Below are 17,509 nucleotides of genomic sequence, written 5' to 3' on the forward strand. Positions count from 1 at the left end.
GGTCAGTAATAAAACGGTCGTATCGTTCTTGGTGAATTACTTCTGGCGATGTGAGTAAATCCCTAGTATTCGACCAACGGAAAGCACCAGCAAAACAGCAGTCGAGGATACCCAAGAAATGACGACAGGGTAATTGACTTAAAGCATCGTGTAACTTGGTCATGGGCAGATAACTATTAGTATTGCCGAGTTTGGCATCTTGAGGAATTAAGTAACCAGCCGGGCCATCATCCCCATTAAGAGCTACTCCATGACCAGCAAAGTAAAATAATAAGCGGTCATTTTCAGTAACTTGTTCGGGTAAGGTATGAAATAAAAATTTGTGGAAGTTAGACAGAGTTGCCACTTCGTATAAGCATTCCCAGACTTCGTAATCATGCTTCTCGCGGAGAATTTCCACTAGTTTTTTGGCATCGTTTACGGCAGTGTTCAGGGGAGAAATGCCGTTGGTGTAGTTATTGATACCGATGATCAAGGCGAGATTGCGAGAAAACATGTTATACTAAAAGCACTTATAAAGATAACTTTAATACTAGGGATTGCTAGCATCCCATTTTGGCAAATATATCTTTTTATGTGGGCGGTATAATCCCGCTCACACAGCTGGGGTATAGTTTGTAAAATCTGGGATGCTCCCTATTTATTCCCCAAGATAATTTGTTAACTTTACGCAGAAATTAGTATTTTCGTAATAAATCTTTACCTATTGACGAAAGCAGACAAGCCCTAGTGTCATTGGCGTATATAGCATTGTAAGCATTCAGCTATCAGTTATCAGCTATCAGCTATCAGCTATCAGCTTATGCGCTACGGGAACAGCTTAAGCGCTACGCGCACGGCTGACCGCTGACCGCTGACCGCTTACGCATCATTGACCTAGATTCTCGCGGGGTTGAGATTGATTGCTCCGTTGGCTATTATTGGATGACTTTACTATCAACCAACCAATACTAGCTGCTACTAATACCCCAACAACCCCAATAATCCACCATTTCAGTGCTTTGTTCCCTGAAGAATTATTAGTAATATCTTTTGTGTTTTCTAGGGCTTGAATCACTGCCTTGGAGAGGGCAGTTAACCCCACTGGTTCAGTAAAGTAAACCAGGTGATCGCAGCCGATTTCCTGAATTTTCGGTTGTGGAGTCCGGTTTGAACCTAAGCTTTTTATACTTTGTACTGTAACAGCGATATCATTTGGTTGCTCAAAGAAAGCCAGAGCTACAGCTTTATCAAATAACTTCTGCATTAGTCGTTGCAAGGGACTAGGGCGTGTCTTCAAACTCTGAGATCCCCCTAAATCCCCCTTAAAAAAGGGGGACTTTGAGTATGGCTCCCCCTTTTTTAAGGGGGGCTGGGGGGGATCATAATCTTGCGGAAAACTTTGAAAACACGCCCTAGACGTTTGATTGGCCTCTGCTGTCAGGGCGGCAGGAATAATAGATGTATTACCAGCAATAATTGAGTAAGGTACTTTGGGGTCGGGACTTGCTGCTAATTGTTCCAAGAACTCAGAAGTGGGATGCATCTGGTTTAGGGAAATATCAATAGTTTCAATCTCATCAGCAAACTGGTTAATAGCCTTAAGCAACATCCCCATCACTGGTACTGGCCAAGTAAATTTTGACAGCCCATTTAAACCGATACTTAAGGTAGCTAATGCCCAATCTTGAACCGTAGACCAAGGGGAACCAGCATTGGGTGTACCTAGCATAATTAAATGCCCAACTACCTGATTACCTCCTTCTCGTTCAATAAACCAACGAGAAACCAACCCTCCCATGGAGTGGGCGACAATGTGAAAAATTTTACCGTGGTTCTCCCCTAACCCTACAGCTTGTAGTCTCTGCTTCAGCAATTTAGCATTCTCTACAATTGAGGTATTTAAACTCTCATAATCATAGGTGAGTACCAGGTCATACAATTCCGCCAGGGGTTTTTGTGTTCCATCCACCTCAACCTGGGCGGAGCGAAGGCTGGGCAGCAAGCTCTCGGTATCACCAAGAATACCGTGTATGTAGAGGACTATGCGTTGGGCTTCGGCAACCCGCGACTTGACTTGTTCAACCTCTGTTGTATAGTTGACTGTATAGTTGACCACTCCAGAGGCAGTGACATCCGCTGCTGCCAAAATTGGGTAATTAAACTCTAGCCCCAGTTGTTGAGACACTACTTTTTGGAAGAAAATTCGGATCGAACCCCCCAAGCTGCGGCTACCTTCACTAATTGGTTCTGTTAACCGTTCCAGTAAAATCTCCGTTTTGCCCTCCGGGGTAGACCGAGCCCGTCCCAAAGGCAGGAAAAACTCCCCATCGTAGCTAATCGGTAACAGTTCTTCATTAGCAGCAAGGGGTCGATCAACAATAAGTTTCAGGGGATTTTTGGGTGTAACGGCTGACGGATTTTCCACCTCAGTTAATTCCAGCGCGCTTAAACCAGGATCCGTTCCCCGACTGCTAGTAAAGTCAAAGGACTCAATTCCCGGATGGTTTTCCCGCAGTATCGGTGGTAAGATATGATTACCTAAATCCCTAGTTGATTGGGTGAGAGTGGTTAGACGTGCCTTAGCTCTCAATTCGGAATGGGCGTATAGGGCGGAACCTACTCCCAGAAAGACATAGTCGTCCCCTGTGGGAATTGGAGTAGTGTGTAGAGGACGCACGGTAGTAATGCTAATTTGGCTAGTTAACCAGTCATCATAGATTTGATCGTCTTTTGTGTTGGGGAGGTCACGAGCTGGAATCCTTTGCATTAGGCGGTTGAGGGTACCATTACCGCGATGGGGTGTAGGCACGGGACGTTGAGGTACGTCAAGTTTTGGTTGTTCGAGCAAAGTAGCATCAAATTCCGTCGAACAGATAATCAGTTTTAGAATATCTTTAACTTCCGTAATCCCCGCTTTTTGCCATAGTTGTTTGGGAACCGTAGGACAAATAGGATTTCCGCGATTAACCCAGGCTTCATCTCCCTCTTGCCCCCTTGGTTGCAGCCAAATCCCACCGCCATCTAACAACCCAGCACCGACGGCGTAAAAGTCGGTTAAAACCAGCAGAGCGCAATAAAGCGGCTCATTACTGGTGTTTTTCAGCTTAATTTTCAATGTGGGCGATCGCCACCTGCCATTTTCCTGTCGATATTCCAGGCGAATGTCAGTATCTAGCAAAGGTGACCCATCCTGCTGGTAAATCAACATTTGCACAGCATCGGGGCGAATGCGGCTGGTGGCTGGGCTGGCCAGTTCAGTGATATTCAGCCAACGGGTGATATGTTCTAATCGCTGAATCGCCTGCAAGGCAGTGGCATCGGTGTAACCTGAAATGGCAGCCACTAGAGGACGGTCATCCGCTGGTTGTGTAATTAAATAGTTACCGTCACGAGCCAGTAACTTAAAATCGGCAGCTTCAGGGGTTGCCACTTCCCGAACATACAGGGAAGGCTGATTGTGAGCCGTGTTGAGCAGGGTGCTACGGGCTAATTCTACACCAGCTGGTTCTCCTGACAATAAAACCCCTTTCGGTGGCAAGGGCAGACTAGTGATTACTGCTTTCCAGGTCATTTCGGGATCTAAATCCCCAATACCACTAATTTGAACTTTACTCAGCTGGGGCATTACTTCGACAATTTTTGCCTCACCTACTGCCGTTGAGAGTTGGCGAAGTTCCTCTGTGGGGGTGTCAAAGGGAAACAAGGCCAGTATTGTGGTGTCATTCCCAACAGGTTGAGAAATGCCGTGAACCGCACCACCATCAATCACCCAGTCCTGGTTTTTGTCATAGCAGACAGTAAAGTAGGGTGTATGGTTAGCGATCGCACCGCCGAGAAAAGGTTGGTCTAAATCACTCAACTCCGTAGCTTCGATTTGGGGAGATTGGGCGTTGATATTACTGCGGACTAGGGCATTGGCACGCTTGAATAAATCCCGATAAGTCAGGCTACCATTGGATTTCTTCAAGGTATCCAGCAAAAAGTAAGAAAACGCACCTCTTGATTGCCCATTGCTGTTGTATTCTTTCGCCGTCTCACTATCTCGACAAGCGGCTAGGACGATATGTTTTCCTGTGGGGAAACTCCAACCACTAGGATTTTTTTCCGGGCTGAGGGCAGCTGATAATTTTTCAGTTTCACTCAAGGAGAAAATAAAACTATCCCAGGGTCGCTGACGTTTGTCGGTGGAAGTTTTACGAATTGCTGTTTCTGCTTCTAGTTCGCCACGGGTGGCAGCACCAGAGTGACAGCAGTCTAAAATAATAACAGTGTGGGGGTTGTTCTGGTCTACCTCAGAAATTAGCTTGGCTAACTCCTTATCTGCCAAGTCCCAACCCCCTTCAGTGCGACTGTCATAACAGACTAATGTTTCATCTAATCTGTCTGGCTCTATTGCCCAAAACTCTTGTGGGGCTTGCTCTTGAGAACCATGTCCCGCGTAGTAAAAGAAAGCAACATCTTCACTGCTAGCTTGACACAAATGCTCCCGAAAACCATCAATAACTGCCTGACGGGTAGCATCTTGATTCAAGAGTGTGCGGATGTGAAGTTTATCTCCATCTGCAGCGACCCGCCCTTGCAAATATTCCTGTATTTCTAGGATGTCATTGACACAGCCATTCAAAGAAGGAACAGGACTGGGATATTCATCAATAGCTACCAGCAGCGCATATATATTGTTGGTCATGCCATTCTCTTAATACTTATTGAAGGAGTTACATTTTTGTTAATTCCTGATTTATAACCCCCTAAATTACCCTTATTAAGGAGCACTTTTTTATCTAATTCTATCCTTCATCAGGAGCACTTTTTTATCTAATTCTATCCTTCATCAGGAGCACTTTTTTATCTAATTATACCTTCATCAGGAGCACTTTTTTATCTAATTCCCCCCTTAGTTAAGGGGGGTTAGGGGGGATCGCTGAGTTGGTCAATTCTCGCCCAAGAATAGAACTCCTGGATTATAAACCTCTATCGGTTTTTCCTGGAGAACGCTCACTAGTAGTTGTATTAGATTCTGGTGCAGTAATTTCTTTAGTGTCTTTATTATCTGTTTCGACATTTTCATCACTCGATCCAGCTTTTACTTCAGTTTCTTCAGGAGTTGTTACTGTTTCCTGAGAGTCGGAGCGATCGTCCCCTAAGGGGTTAGTATCGCCAGATGTATTTTCTACTACTTGCTCTTCATAATTTTGGTTAGATTCTGTATTTTCCATAGCCACTTTTATGGACCTCAATTGTTATGATACAGGGCAAGGACAAGACTCAATAAATTCTTCTTCAAAAGAGTGATAAATAAGCACAATAGTGCATATAATCAAGGCTTACTATGGTCATAACCCTTGATCTAAATCACATTTGGGTAGATCACATTTTGGCTTAATTTTTCTTGCCCTTAGCTTGCTTTATGATCATAAATTATACTTCTATAATAGCATATTATAAGCTTATTTGTCAAGGGAGCTAGAACCATTGCGGTGCCAGGCTTCACTCTTTATCTACTGCACCTAGAGCTTTTAACGTGTTTTTCTGAGGTTTGGTTAAACCAATGGCGTTTTTAATATTCATCCCTTCATAGGGTCGATCAATTCTCAGGGTTTTTATACATTCACCGGTGTCAAGATTCCAAAGCTTAATGGTTTCATCTTCGCTGCTACTCACTAACACAGGACGATTAGGACTAAAGGCAATTGACCGGACTGCTTTGTGGTGTCCCTGAAATAGTTTGAGAACAGTACCTGTACTGATATCCCACAGTTGAACAGTCTGGTCATCACTGCCACTGGCTAAACTCTTGCCATCTGGACTAAAGGCAATTGTTCTGACTCGAGATGTGTTACCGGATAAGGTTTGTAGACATTGCCCCGTTTCAACATCCCACAGTTTAATCGTCTGGTCTCCACTGGCACTGGCCAGCAGATTGGCACCGGGACTGAACACAACCGATAAAACCCAATCCTCGTGACCTGGCAATGTTTGTAGACAGGTTCCCGTACTGACATCCCAAAGTTTGATCGTGTTGTCATGGCTACCACTGGCTAGGATTTTACCGCAGGGACTGAAACTAATGGTTAAGACGTGCTGAATATGCCCTTCTAAGGTGTGCAGACATTCTCCTGTATGCCAATCCCAAAGCTTTACCGTTTGGTCACGACTGGCACTGGCTAAAATTTCTCCCTCTGGACTGAAGCTGACCGAATGCACCCAACTATCGTGTCCCCACAGTGTTTGCAAACACTCTCCTGTATTTGCATCCCAAAGTTTGATAGTTGTGTCGTCACTGCTACTGGCCAGAATCTGATGGTCTTTGGGAGCAAAAGTGACTGATGAGACTAGATTAGTATGTCCTGACAACGTTTGTAGACATTGCCCCGTATCAATATCCCACAATCTTACCCGTTGGTCTTCGCTACTACTGGCCAACATTTGACCATCTGGACTAAAAGCAACGGATAAGATCCAATTACTATACCCCTCCACTGTTCTTAAACATTGTCCGGTGTGGATATCCCATAACTTCATGGTTTGGTTTTCACTCACACTCAGCAAGGTTTGACCATCCGGATTAACAGCAACCAACCAAATCCGTGAAGCGTAGCTATTACCTAAAGGGGAATTGCTATACTTGTGCAACGTTTGGAGACATTTCCCGGTTTCCACCTCCCAGATTTTAACCGTTGTATCCTCACTACCGGTCACCAGTGTTTTACCATCTGGGCTGAAAGCAACTGACCACACATAACTGTTGTAGTCTGGTAAGGTTTTGATACACTCACCACTGGCTAAATCCCAAAATTTTACCGTTGTGCCATCACTTCCAGTTACCAATGTTTGTCCATCTGGGCTAAGGGCAATCGATAATACCCAATTGATCGGGATTTCTAGGACTTGCAGGCAAGAACCAGTGTTGACATCCCAGACTCTCACAGTTTGGTCTTCAGCCCCAGTGACCAACCTTTGTCCATTGGGACTGAAGGTAGTAAAAAATACCGGATTGCTATGGCCTGACAAGGTTTGCAGACATTTTCCAGTGTGAACATTCCACAGCTTTACCGTTTGGTCATGGCTACCACTGGCTAACATTTCCCCGTCTGGACTAAACCCTAGGGATTGCACCCAACTGGTATGACCTCGCAATGTTTTCAGACATTGCCCGGTCTGGACATTCCACAACCTGATCGTTTGGTCGTTACTACCACTGGCTAAAATTTCTCCCTCTGGACTAACAGCCAGGGATTGCACCCAAGCCTTGTGACCATTGCAGGTAATAATTTGTTTAATGTTGGCAACGTCCCACAACCAAATCTCATTATCAACACTAGTTGCCAGGAGTTTCCCATCTGGGCTAAAGGTCGCTGATAAAACCCCCCCTAAGGTGCGAGTCAAAGCCGACTTACTTAAATCGGCATTGGCGAAGTTGACTCGATGCAAATTCATGCCCTGTAGGTAAGCTTGCCAAACCGTTAAGTTAGAAAAATCATAGCCACTCAGGTCAAGATTAAGCTGCCAGAGTAAATTGAGAACATTGCCCCCGGCATATCCGGGTTTTCGAGGGGGAAAAGACTTCAGTTTTGATAAAATTTGATTCAAATAGTTTTGGACATTTTCTGGGAGACCAAGCAGGTTGAGTAGTTGCTCGGTAATCGGTTTGAGAATCAGCTGAATTTGGGCATTTCTCAGATAATCTTTGGCTTGGGCTTTGATTAAGGCACAGCGCTCCAATAGTGCTATTTCTACCGTTTGAATTTCGCAGAAAATCTGTTCAATTAAGCGATCGCTGACATACTCCATCACCACGGGTTGTTGAGTAAATTTTCCCGAAGTCTTCTCAATCATTGAGCGCAATTGTAGAGATTCTAAGGTTTCTAATAAATGTTTGAATGAAACAGCCGGAATAATGTCCCTTTGTAGCTCCTTAAATGAGACCCATTCTCGATTAATGGTCAGCCAGTACATCACCTGTTGTTCTAAAGTTGACAAGCGATTAAACTGCTGGTCCATTAAATCGGAAATATCACCAAAGACAATAGTGCCTTCTTCTAAAAACTGAGCCACATCGCCGTCAAACAACTCATAAATTGTCGTGGCAACAATCTTCAATGCTAAAGGATTGCCTGCATAAAACTCTACCAGTGCTTGACATTCGTCTTTTGAGACAGAAAAGCCTTTTTCCGCGAGAATTTTCTTCCCTTCTCCCTCGGTTAAGCCAGGTAACCTCAGGGAACGAATCGGAGCGTTTACACCTTCTTTGTTTCTAATTTCTCTGGGTTTCTCCCGACTGGTCAACACCAGACAACTTTGATGGTTAGTCTCGCCCCAGCTTCTGAGGAGTTGCCCATAGCCTTCATATCCTGGGCGATAGGCTCCTGCCCGTTGGTCAGGGGATAGAATTGACTCTACATTATCTAAGATGAACAAACAACGCTCTGCCCGCAGATATTCGATTAAACAGGAGATTTTACCATCTAAGCTTTCTGGTAAAGTGGTGTCTTGCTGATCGGACAAAAACCCAATCAGGTCCGTCAAAAGCTCGTGAATGGGTGGCGCATTACGCAAACTTCGCCAAATCAGGTACTGAAATTCCGATTGTAGACCCTGGGCTAACTTGACAGACAAAGTTGTTTTACCAATTCCACCCATGCCAATTAAGGTAATCAGTCGGCAATGGTCATTAATAATCCATTGTTTGAGTGTGGCTAATTCTTCCTTGCGCCCGTAGAAATTGGTAACATCAATTGCTTCTCCCAAGTCTTGGCGTTTGCTAGAGCTTCTGATTTGTGGCTTTTGATCTACAGTCTGGGATGACAGATCATCTACAGCCTGGGATGGCGGGTCAAAATCCAAATTGGCAATGGCTCTCCATTCCAGTGCCAATTTCTGAGAAAGTTCTTCAAAAGTAATATAGTCAACGGGTTTACCGGTCAGGAAGTTGCTGACTGTGGCTAAGGCAAACCCGACATCTTCCGCCAAAGCCCTCTGGCTCGGAAAACCGTTACGCCTGACTGCCAGTTTAACTTTTTCAATGCATTCCTGACGGACTTTGAGCGACCTAGGCATGGCTCATTTGATCATGACTGTAGGGATTATACCATTGACAAAGGAAAATTCAGTCACAAATTCTTCACAATTTAGTCACAAGTCAGATCATCTCAGGCGGTAAGTCAGTATGCAGTGGGGTTTGATGAATATATAGCAATTTAAGGCAAAAGGAATCCCCCCTAACCCCCCGCCCGGAAGGGGGGAAGGCAAAAGGCAATAGCGATGGAGTCGGCCAAAGGAGGAAAGTACCTCACCCAATTCAAAACTGCTATATATTCTAGGAATTTTATCCTAAATAAAACCATGAATGTGCTCTCTAAAAAACTGTTGGCAAGAACAACGTTATGGCTATTGTTAGAAATTTGGCTCAACTTCCTTGGACTAGATAACCTAGCTGATTACAGCGAATTTATCTTTGGAAATAATTTCAGCAGCGCCAGTGGGGTGCTAAAAATAGAAATAATTTGATCGCTAAATGGAAAACGTAAAACAACCAATTAGTTGATCAATTGCATTTGGAATAAGCCCAATTAATTTCTCATAATCAAGGTTCACCATGACTAATCAAAAACTCTTTACAAAACCCATTAATATTGAGTTAAGCCAAGTTTGTTCAAGCACATATGAGCTTCATAAACCGGATAAAAAACTAGATTATGTCAAACACTTTAAACACTATTGTAGTTTACCACAATCAATCAAAGTAGAAGCGACTAAACCCGAAAGCAGTAAGCCAGAGTTAGATTCAGAAGAAGGTTTGCCATTACTGCTCAAAGCAATTATTGAAGGCTTTGTTGATGGGGTGCTGATTATAACTACTAACCAAGAGTTGTTTCATGCCAATGAGTGTGGACGTCGAATGTGCTCTCAAATCTCTCAAGGTAAGTCACCGATAAACTCTATCCCTCAGCCAATTTGGCGAGTTTGCGAATCATTAATTGATAGTCGTGAGTTGTTTAGCGATCTCAAACTAATTATCGAAGCTGAAATTCAAGTGAATAAGTCAGTTAACTTTCGGGTTAGGGTTAGATGGTTAACGTTAGAGTTATCCCGAAATCATTATCTGTTAGTCACCCTAGAAGATAAACATCAATCTACCCAAAATTCCGCTATCACTGATGCTATTAAATATGGCTTAAGTCACCGGGAGAAGGAAGTATGGTTACTTAAAAAAGCCAACTTAACTTACGAAGAAATTGCACAGCAGCTATATATCAGCATCAATACTGTTAAGAAGCACCTGAAAAGCATTTACGCTAAACAAAAACAACTGATGCAGTATCAAAATTAATATATACAGGGTTTTTCATAGCTATGAGGTACACATTATTTTTTACCTCTTCCCTCACTTCCCCTCCTGGGAGCAGGGCTGTTTCAAACTTTAGTAAGTTAACGATTATTGGAGATAGGGGGATAGGGGGATAGGGGGATAGGGAAATAAACTAAAATTTACCGAAAAATGCCCAAATTTAGTCATTAAAATCTTACGAATTAACCGCCTTCAATCAACTCAAATCACTAACAATTTGTTAACGGCCTTGGTGTAAGGGAACGATAAATTTGCCCAAAATCCCGAGTATTAGTCCAAAATTCTCCCCATCTCCCCATCTCCCCATCTCCCCATCTATTTTTTGCGAGAATGAAACAGCCCTGCCCTCCTGGGAGGGGTTAGGGGTGGGTTACTCTTACCTGCTCCCTGCTCCCTGCTCCCTGCTCCCTGTTCCCTATCTCGACAGTTAAACCTAATTTTGTACGACTACTTAGAGTTCACTCAATTTTCTTCAAAAAAATGAAAACAGAAACAAAATTAGACGAGATTAATCTATTAAAAAGTATATCTCTTGGCGATCGCACTGCCTTTTGGCAGTTATGGCTGGTCAATCAAGACTATCTTTACGGTCGGTGCGTAACTTGGATGGGAGGCGATCGCACCAATGCTGAAGAAGCATTAAGTCTGGCCAGAATCAAGGCGTGGGAGAAACTACCACACCACGCCGAAAAAATTACTAATCCCAAAGCATGGCTAACTCGAATGACTCATAACCTCTGCGTAGATCTGCATCGAAAACGCCAGAGAGGTGCAATCGGTATGGAGAGCATTGAAGAAATGGCAGTGGGAGAACACCAGACATTAGCTTCTAGTGAGTACTCTCCTGAGTCAGCTATTCTCCGTCGCGAGTTACGAATGTACATCCGCCGTGAAATAGAGGCTCTGTCTCCCCAACTGCGAGAGCCTTTTGTGCTGCATTTTTACCAAGATATACCCTACCCAGACATTGCCAAAAAACTTGCTCTCTCGGTGGATAACGTTTACAAACGCATTCAAAAGGGGCGAGCAATTATGGAAAAGCAGTTGAAGCGGTATCTATCAGGAATAGATGATTCTTCCCCCTTGTTAAAAGAGATTGACAAGGATGAGATTTGGGATGAATTTAAAACTAAACAATCCGTGATTCCATCTCAAAATGCGAAGACAAAAGAGTGCCATTTTGAGCAAATTAATGATAAAATAAATTATGCGATAACAGCGATATGTCTAGAAACACTAACCCCTGTTTGGTAACCTTATCTCAGTCTTCAAAGGTCGAGTTAAATGTACAACTGTTATTAGATAAAAAAACCACCCGAAAACAGCAGAAGTTGAAAACCTTAACTAACTATGTGCAGCAGTATCCCTCTGGATGGAAAAAACGGTTGGAATTGGCTGATTTACTCTATGAAAGTGGAAACTGGGAGCAGGCTGTTAAGGAGTATGACCAAGTTATTGAGCGGCAATCTCAATTAATTCAGGTAAGGTTGAAACTGGGGAAACTTTTACAGTTGATGGGAGAGGTGGCTAAGGCAATTGAGGTTTATGAGAGTGCTTTGCCATTATCCAGTAATGTTGCTACTGGGCATCATATCCGGGGTTTGATAGAGGTCTGTCGCCGTCAGCCAGAGAAAGCAGTAAAAGCCTTTGAGACAGCCGCATCTTCTGAGCCAGAAAATCCGTCTCACTGGCTGGCATTGGGGCGGGTTGAGATGGAACTGGATCATGCTCACGCTGCTTTGAAAGCTTTTGAGCAAATCTTGTTACTTCAGCCAGATGATATTGTTGCTATGATTCACAGTTATGATGCACTCCTAATACTGGGTGATTTTCAGTCAGCAGAGTTGAGGTTAAGTAGAGCAGAAGAGTTAGCCCCTGGTGATTACTCAGTTTTAAAACGACGCTTGGCCTATCGTTGCCGGATGAAATTAGTATTGGGTAAAGAAGGGAAGCAGACTAAAAAGATAGTTAATGCTGTATTGAAACTGGCTCCCCACTCCGCTGATGCTCACCAGTTGCAGGCTGACTATTATCGGTTGCGAGGAGAGTCGGCAAAAAGCCTGGCTATATTGAAGCAGTTTACTGAGGAGCACCCAAATAATCCTCATGGCTGGTGTTATTATTCCCGGTTTTTGTCTGATAGGGGTGAAAATAAAAGGGCGGTTGAAGTTATTGAGAAAGCTGATCATCTATACCCGAATAATTGGCTAGTTTATGGAGCGTTATGTAAGTTGTAGGGTGCGAAGCATGAAATGTAACGCACCGTATTGATTCAAGAGCATTATGATTGGTTTATTATTATTGAACCTGATAGTGGGGAGTATTTTATCGATGAAGATGAAAAGGTAGCACTGGCAAAATACCGTTCTCAACATCCAGGTAAAAAGTGTATTATTATGCGAATTAATGAAACGGGAACTTGTGGTATAATATGATCCAAGGTGAATTTAAAGCGGTTTGCAATTCATTTAGGTACAAAGTTCTGGTTTTTTAGGGAGCAGGGAGCAGGGAGCAGGGAGCAGGGAGCAGGGAAGAGTAACCCACCCCTAACCCCTCCCAGGAGGGGAAGTGAGGGAAGAGGGAAGAAGGAAAACAATCCTGTGTACCTGATAGTTATGCAAACCGCCGTAATAGTCGAGGAGAGTTGTTTTTTGAAATTGGCTTGATGTCTGATGATGGAGAGATTTTTGCCGTAATGGCACTGTTAGATACAGGGTTTACTGATGATTTATCATAATACCAAAAACTGCTCGGATATCTTGACTACTGTTCCCTGTTCCCTGTTCCCTGTTCCCTTGAGATATCAATCCTATGTTCACATCTCAAATACAAACGCTATATGAGGGAAAGGTGGTTATTGAGGAAGAGGAGTTTACGGTTGAAGTGTTAGGAGGAGAGGGTGCATCTCATATTTGTAAAAAAGTTGCGTAGGGTGTGTTAGGGGGGCCTCATTTTCCGCTCAAGCGCCAGGGTTTAGACAGCCCGCCCCGTAACGCACCACCTTGTCAAACAACAAAAATGAGATGCACCCGGAGGAGATCAACTGGTGAATAGTCTTTTAGGTGTTTTGTGGTTACGAACAAAGCGTTTAGTTGTGGATTTTCCCATGGGAGTGTTAACCCTAGGATAAGCGATGCTCAGCAAAGAGCTGCTATGGGAAAGTATTACTGATAGTTAAAGAGGTGCGTTACACTTGGTTAACGCACCCGACAAGATCAGGGATTAGCCCAAAGGGCAGTGCTTCGCGATTGACCGTAGGTCACGCTACGGGAACGCACTAATTTGGGATCTTTAGCAAAAGATATTGCTTCTTCAGTACCTTTTATGCTAAACCGACAGTTAAAAAACTCAGAAAGCTTACGGTACAAGGGTTCTTAGGCTATTTAACTAGCAAAATTTTCTGAATACGGCCTCTTTCCCCTGCTCCGAACGCGCCCCGCGTGGCCCACGGCCTCAGTCCCTTTGCCAAAGTGTTTATTTAGCATGACCGTAGAGTCAAGATATCATCGATGGCACGATAGGTTTTTTTACTGACAATCCCATCAACAATCAAGTGGTTAGGATCAGATTCGTAGAGGGTTTCGTTGTAGTCGCTTTGGAACTTCATTACTACCTGTTCTGTTTGGGAGCCAAACTGTCCGTCAATAACCAAATAATAGCCCATGTAGCAATTTAAGAACTGCTGGAGAAAGCGGACAGCTTGACCGGCTTTTCCCTTTTTCAAAACTGGTAGGTGGGTGACGTAAGCAGCGTTAGCCTGACTAGTTACTTCAGAACCATTAGCTAGTGCCAAACCATTAGCTAGTGCAGAACCATTAGCTAGTACAGAGTTAGAATTGATAGTGTTAGTTCCCATGATTGATTTCTTTTCCTTGATGATTTGACGTTTACGATGGAATACCTTGTCAGGTTTCGACATTGGACAAAGTTTTTATTTTCTGTCTTTTGTCTCTACACCTTTAAGACGATATCAAAACCCTATTTTGGAATTTTTCGAGTTAGCACCAATTTTTGTCGATCGACTCACCCCATTAAACCTACTTGACCTCTCAAACCCCTCTTGCAATCTAACTTGTAGCCGTTTCAGTGTCAGGGACAATTGGGTGCATCTCAATGGATGAAATTAGGCAAAAATTCCCACACTTCCCGCGCCCCCGCCCCTTATTTTTTACAAATATGAGATGCACCAGGGACAATTTACCCCTGGTGCAACCGAGGCTATATCCCTGCCCTTGTGTTTGTTACAGAGAGTACAAGATAACGCTAAATTGGATTAATTACTAACAGTAACGAGCTGTATAGACCAAATAGCCGGTCGGGACTTCCTGGGATTCTGTTAGCATCAAAAAACCCCCTTAACGGGGGCTGTTCAGAGGTAAACTTGAGGGAGTTTGGTCGGTAGTTAGATATTATATATTTTGAAATTGTTTAGGTTTAGGACTTTATTTTGGTCAAGAATTTATTGTAGAATTATGACCTGCTCTTCAGATGATACCGCCTTAATTGCCAGGATGCGGCGAGGCATTTTGGGTTGAGTTGGGAGTAATTCAGTGACCAGTCACCAGTGATCAGATGATTGTAACGGGCGGTGAGCAGGGGCTGAGTTCACCGCCCTGTGCTATATCCCTACTAATTCGGGATCTTTAGCAAAACATATTACCGATGGCACGATAGGTTTCTTTCCCGACAATCCCATCTACAATCAAGTAGTCAGGATTAGATTTGCCCTGGTAGTTGTAGTCGCTTTGGAAATTCCTTACTGCCTGTTCTGTTTGGGGGCCAAACTGTCCGTCAAAAACCAAAGAATAGCCCATGTAGCAAATTAATAACTGCTGGAGAAAGCGGACAGCTTCACCGGCTTTTCCCTTTTTCAAAACTGGTAGGTGGGTGACGTAAGCAGCGTTAGCCTGACTAGTTACTTCAGAACCATTAGCTAGTGCAGAACCATTAGCTGGTGCAGAACCATTAGCTAGTGCAGAACCATTAGCTAGTGCAGATTTAGAATTGATAGTGTTAGTTAGCATGATGGATTTCTTTTCCTTAATGATTTGACGTTTACGATGGAATACCTTTTCAGGTTTCGACATTGGACAAAGTTTTTATTCTCTGTCTTTTGTCTCTACACCCTTAAGACGATCTCAAAACCCTATTTTGGAATTTTTCGAGTTAGCACCAATTTTTTGATATCGACTCACGCCATTCAAACCCATTTCAAAGCCCAAAACCCTTTTAAAACCTAACTTTTAGCCGTTTCAGTGTGTTGGGGGAAAAAGCTCGGAGCCGCTACCCGAACCCATTACTGATAGCAAAAAAGGTGCGTTACACGTTGTTAACGCACCCGACAAGATCAGGCATTAGTCCAAAGAGCGCTTCGCGATTTACCGTCTACGCGAACGCACTAATTTGGGATCTTTAGCAAAACATATTACCGATGGCACGATAGGTTTCTTTCCCGACAATCCCATCTACAATCAAGTAGTCAGGATTAGATTTGTCGAAGTAGTTGTAGTTGCTTTGGAAATCCCTTACTGCCTGTTCTGTTTGGGAGCCAAACTGTCCGTCAAGAACCAAATAATAGCCCGTGTAGCAATTTAAGAACTGCTGGAGAAAGCGGACAGCTTCACCGGCTGTTCCCTTTTTCAAAACTGGTAGGTGGGTGACGTAAGCAGCGTTAGCCTGACTAGTTACTTGAGAACCATTAGCTAGTACAGAGTTAGAATTGATAGTGTTAGTTGCCATGAGGGATTTCTTTTCCTTAATGATTTGACGTTTACGATGGAATACCTTTTCAGGTTTCGACATTGGACAAAGTTTTTATTCTCTGTCTTTTGTCTCTACACCCTTAAGACGATCTCAAAACCCAATTTTGGAATTTTTCGAGTTAGCACCAATTTTTTGATCTCAACTCACCCCATTAACCCCACTTCAAAGCTCAAAACCCTTTTTTAACCTAACTTGTAGCCGTTTCAGTGTGTTTGTTGAGAAAGCGATGCTCGGTACGAGCTGCTACGCGATGCTCGGTACGAGCCGCTACGCGAACGCATTACTGATAGCAAAACAGGTGCGCTACACTTTTTAACGCACCATACAAGATAGGCGATTAGCCCAAAAAGCTAGCGCTTCGCCATTGACCATAGGTCACGCTACGCGAACACACTGCACTATCTCCCTATCTCCCTAAAAAAAAATCGGTCAAGTTTGGGTTAACCCCAATCCTTGACCGAATTCTGTACTTTAACGTTCCACAAATACAGCTGAGCTGCACTCAACTATCGATAATTTCAGATCAACTATGACATGATTCCCGAGTTAGTCAGCAACTACTGGAAAGCAATAACATTCCAACTCATTTTGCTTGATGCTGCTTCATATTCCTCCACAAAACATCCTTCGCCAGTCCTGATTTGCCAGGGGGCAACCCTGGCAAAATCCTATCTTAATCTACGTAAAAATATCGAATCAAAAAGGTCATAACCTCACCAGGTTTTCCCGTCGGCTCCGGAGTGCTCCACTCGTCTGGTTCCGCATACTTAAGGGAATAAATGGCATTAATTGTTTTGCGAACCTTTTCAGGAGAACCGATCAAAAAGAGCTTGGCTTTCTTGGGTTTAGGACTTTGGTTGTCGGAAGGAGGAAAATTGTTACTCATCTGAAATTATGGATTGATTTTGTGGACACTATTAATTTATCAATAAGTTAATCGTTTGTCAAGGGGTTTAGAAATTTTTTTTATTAAGAAATCGGGAATCGGCAAAATGAAGAATGAAGAATGAAGAATGAAGAATGGAGAATGAAGAATGAAGAATGGAGACTGAAGAATGAAGAATGGAGACTGAAGAATGGAGACTGAAGAATGGAGACTGAAGACTGAACTAATTCTAAATTAGAATTTATAAATTATAAAAGTGCGATTGACCTACGGTCACGCTACGCGATCGCAAAAATGATTTGTGGTGGGAACCCCTGTGAGATCTCCCCATCTCCCCCTCTCCCCACACTTCCCACCCTCCCCACTTTTGCCTTTTGACTTCTGACTTCTAACTTCTGACTTGCGCGTAGCGCTATAATTGATTCAGTCAGTTTCAGTAAATCCCTGTCCCACATTCATCTACCTATTGATCAGGCAGCATTCCATCGGACCATCCTGTCGGCGGAATGCTAAAAAAAGCACTACCCCCA

14 protein-coding genes are annotated in these 17,509 nt (G+C 43.4%); 5 read left to right on the forward strand and 9 right to left on the reverse strand.

Annotation, left to right across the window (positions count from 1 at the left end; all coding sequences use genetic code 11):
- The 4 genes from F6K57_RS21405 to F6K57_RS21420 form a co-directional block, all read right to left on the reverse strand.
- Positions 1-496: caspase family protein (locus tag F6K57_RS21405; protein WP_293070563.1), on the reverse strand; the 496-nt coding region annotated here is incomplete at its 3' end.
- 372 nt (positions 497-868) lie between these two features.
- Positions 869-4,669, reverse strand: a complete 3,801-nt coding sequence (locus tag F6K57_RS21410) for a caspase family protein (RefSeq protein ID WP_293070565.1) — start codon at positions 4,667-4,669, stop codon at positions 869-871.
- Between the two features lie 274 nt (positions 4,670-4,943).
- The gene (locus F6K57_RS21415; protein ID WP_293070567.1) at positions 4,944-5,204 is read right to left on the reverse strand and encodes a hypothetical protein; all 261 of its coding nucleotides are present in this window, start codon (positions 5,202-5,204) and stop codon (positions 4,944-4,946) included.
- 265 nt (positions 5,205-5,469) lie between these two features.
- A complete protein-coding gene (locus F6K57_RS21420; protein ID WP_293070569.1) occupies positions 5,470-9,039 on the reverse strand; it encodes an NB-ARC domain-containing protein in 3,570 nt (1,189 codons plus the stop codon).
- A gap of 204 nt (positions 9,040-9,243) precedes the next feature.
- Between F6K57_RS21420 and F6K57_RS21425 the strand changes: the two genes are divergently transcribed.
- The 5 genes from F6K57_RS21425 (at position 9,244) to F6K57_RS21445 (ending at position 12,765) form a co-directional block, all read left to right on the forward strand.
- Complete coding sequence (locus F6K57_RS21425) at positions 9,244-9,489, forward strand: hypothetical protein (RefSeq protein WP_293041767.1); 246 nt, start codon at positions 9,244-9,246, stop codon at positions 9,487-9,489.
- An 88-nt stretch (positions 9,490-9,577) separates the two neighbouring features.
- Entirely contained in the window at positions 9,578-10,312 is a 735-nt protein-coding gene (locus F6K57_RS21430; protein WP_293041770.1) for a LuxR C-terminal-related transcriptional regulator, read from the forward strand.
- A gap of 498 nt (positions 10,313-10,810) precedes the next feature.
- The gene (locus F6K57_RS21435) at positions 10,811-11,584 is read left to right on the forward strand and encodes an RNA polymerase sigma factor (protein WP_293025363.1); all 774 of its coding nucleotides are present in this window, start codon (positions 10,811-10,813) and stop codon (positions 11,582-11,584) included.
- The gene (locus tag F6K57_RS21440) at positions 11,554-12,567 is read left to right on the forward strand and encodes a tetratricopeptide repeat protein (protein WP_293070572.1); all 1,014 of its coding nucleotides are present in this window, start codon (positions 11,554-11,556) and stop codon (positions 12,565-12,567) included. Before F6K57_RS21435 ends, F6K57_RS21440 begins: the two co-directional genes overlap by 31 nt.
- Positions 12,568-12,597: 30 nt before the next feature.
- Complete coding sequence (locus F6K57_RS21445) at positions 12,598-12,765, forward strand: hypothetical protein (RefSeq protein ID WP_293041779.1); 168 nt, start codon at positions 12,598-12,600, stop codon at positions 12,763-12,765.
- Positions 12,766-13,808: 1,043 nt separating this feature from the next.
- On the opposite strand, the gene F6K57_RS21450 is transcribed toward F6K57_RS21445, so the two are convergent.
- The 5 genes from F6K57_RS21450 to F6K57_RS21470 all read right to left on the reverse strand — a co-directional run bounded on the left by F6K57_RS21450 (position 13,809) and on the right by F6K57_RS21470 (position 17,434).
- A complete protein-coding gene (locus F6K57_RS21450; RefSeq protein WP_229415271.1) occupies positions 13,809-14,249 on the reverse strand; it encodes a peptidoglycan-binding domain-containing protein in 441 nt (146 codons plus the stop codon).
- Between the two features lie 724 nt (positions 14,250-14,973).
- Positions 14,974-15,417, reverse strand: coding sequence for a peptidoglycan-binding domain-containing protein (locus tag F6K57_RS21455; RefSeq protein ID WP_229415272.1), 444 nt, complete (start codon positions 15,415-15,417; stop codon positions 14,974-14,976).
- Positions 15,418-15,742: 325 nt separating this feature from the next.
- Positions 15,743-16,132 carry a peptidoglycan-binding domain-containing protein gene (locus F6K57_RS21460; RefSeq protein ID WP_293025359.1) on the reverse strand — a complete coding sequence of 130 codons (390 nt, stop codon included), beginning with the start codon at positions 16,130-16,132 and terminating at the stop codon, positions 15,743-15,745.
- A 634-nt stretch (positions 16,133-16,766) separates the two neighbouring features.
- Entirely contained in the window at positions 16,767-16,979 is a 213-nt protein-coding gene (locus F6K57_RS21465) for a hypothetical protein (RefSeq protein WP_293025358.1), read from the reverse strand.
- Positions 16,980-17,257: 278 nt separating this feature from the next.
- The gene (locus F6K57_RS21470; RefSeq protein ID WP_293046679.1) at positions 17,258-17,434 is read right to left on the reverse strand and encodes a hypothetical protein; all 177 of its coding nucleotides are present in this window, start codon (positions 17,432-17,434) and stop codon (positions 17,258-17,260) included.
- Positions 17,435-17,509 lie beyond the last annotated feature (75 nt).

Origin of the sequence: Moorena sp. SIO4A5, from assembly GCF_010672005.1 — a bacterium.
Classification (GTDB): Bacteria; Cyanobacteriota; Cyanobacteriia; order Cyanobacteriales; family Coleofasciculaceae; genus Moorena.

Coding starts and splice junctions, on each gene's coding strand:
- F6K57_RS21410 (WP_293070565.1), bottom strand. CDS start 4,669: ATGACCAACAATATATATGCGCTGCTGGTAGCTATTGATGAATATCCC.
- F6K57_RS21420 (WP_293070569.1), bottom strand. CDS start 9,039: ATGCCTAGGTCGCTCAAAGTCCGTCAGGAATGCATTGAAAAAGTTAAA.
- F6K57_RS21425 (WP_293041767.1), top strand. CDS start 9,244: ATGGAGTCGGCCAAAGGAGGAAAGTACCTCACCCAATTCAAAACTGCT.
- F6K57_RS21430 (WP_293041770.1), top strand. CDS start 9,578: ATGACTAATCAAAAACTCTTTACAAAACCCATTAATATTGAGTTAAGC.
- F6K57_RS21435 (WP_293025363.1), top strand. CDS start 10,811: ATGAAAACAGAAACAAAATTAGACGAGATTAATCTATTAAAAAGTATA.
- F6K57_RS21440 (WP_293070572.1), top strand. CDS start 11,554: ATGTCTAGAAACACTAACCCCTGTTTGGTAACCTTATCTCAGTCTTCA.
- F6K57_RS21450 (WP_229415271.1), bottom strand. CDS start 14,249: ATGTCGAAACCTGACAAGGTATTCCATCGTAAACGTCAAATCATCAAG.
- F6K57_RS21455 (WP_229415272.1), bottom strand. CDS start 15,417: ATGTCGAAACCTGAAAAGGTATTCCATCGTAAACGTCAAATCATTAAG.
- F6K57_RS21460 (WP_293025359.1), bottom strand. CDS start 16,132: ATGTCGAAACCTGAAAAGGTATTCCATCGTAAACGTCAAATCATTAAG.
- F6K57_RS21465 (WP_293025358.1), bottom strand. CDS start 16,979: ATGAGTAACAATTTTCCTCCTTCCGACAACCAAAGTCCTAAACCCAAG.
- F6K57_RS21470 (WP_293046679.1), bottom strand. CDS start 17,434: ATGTGGGACAGGGATTTACTGAAACTGACTGAATCAATTATAGCGCTA.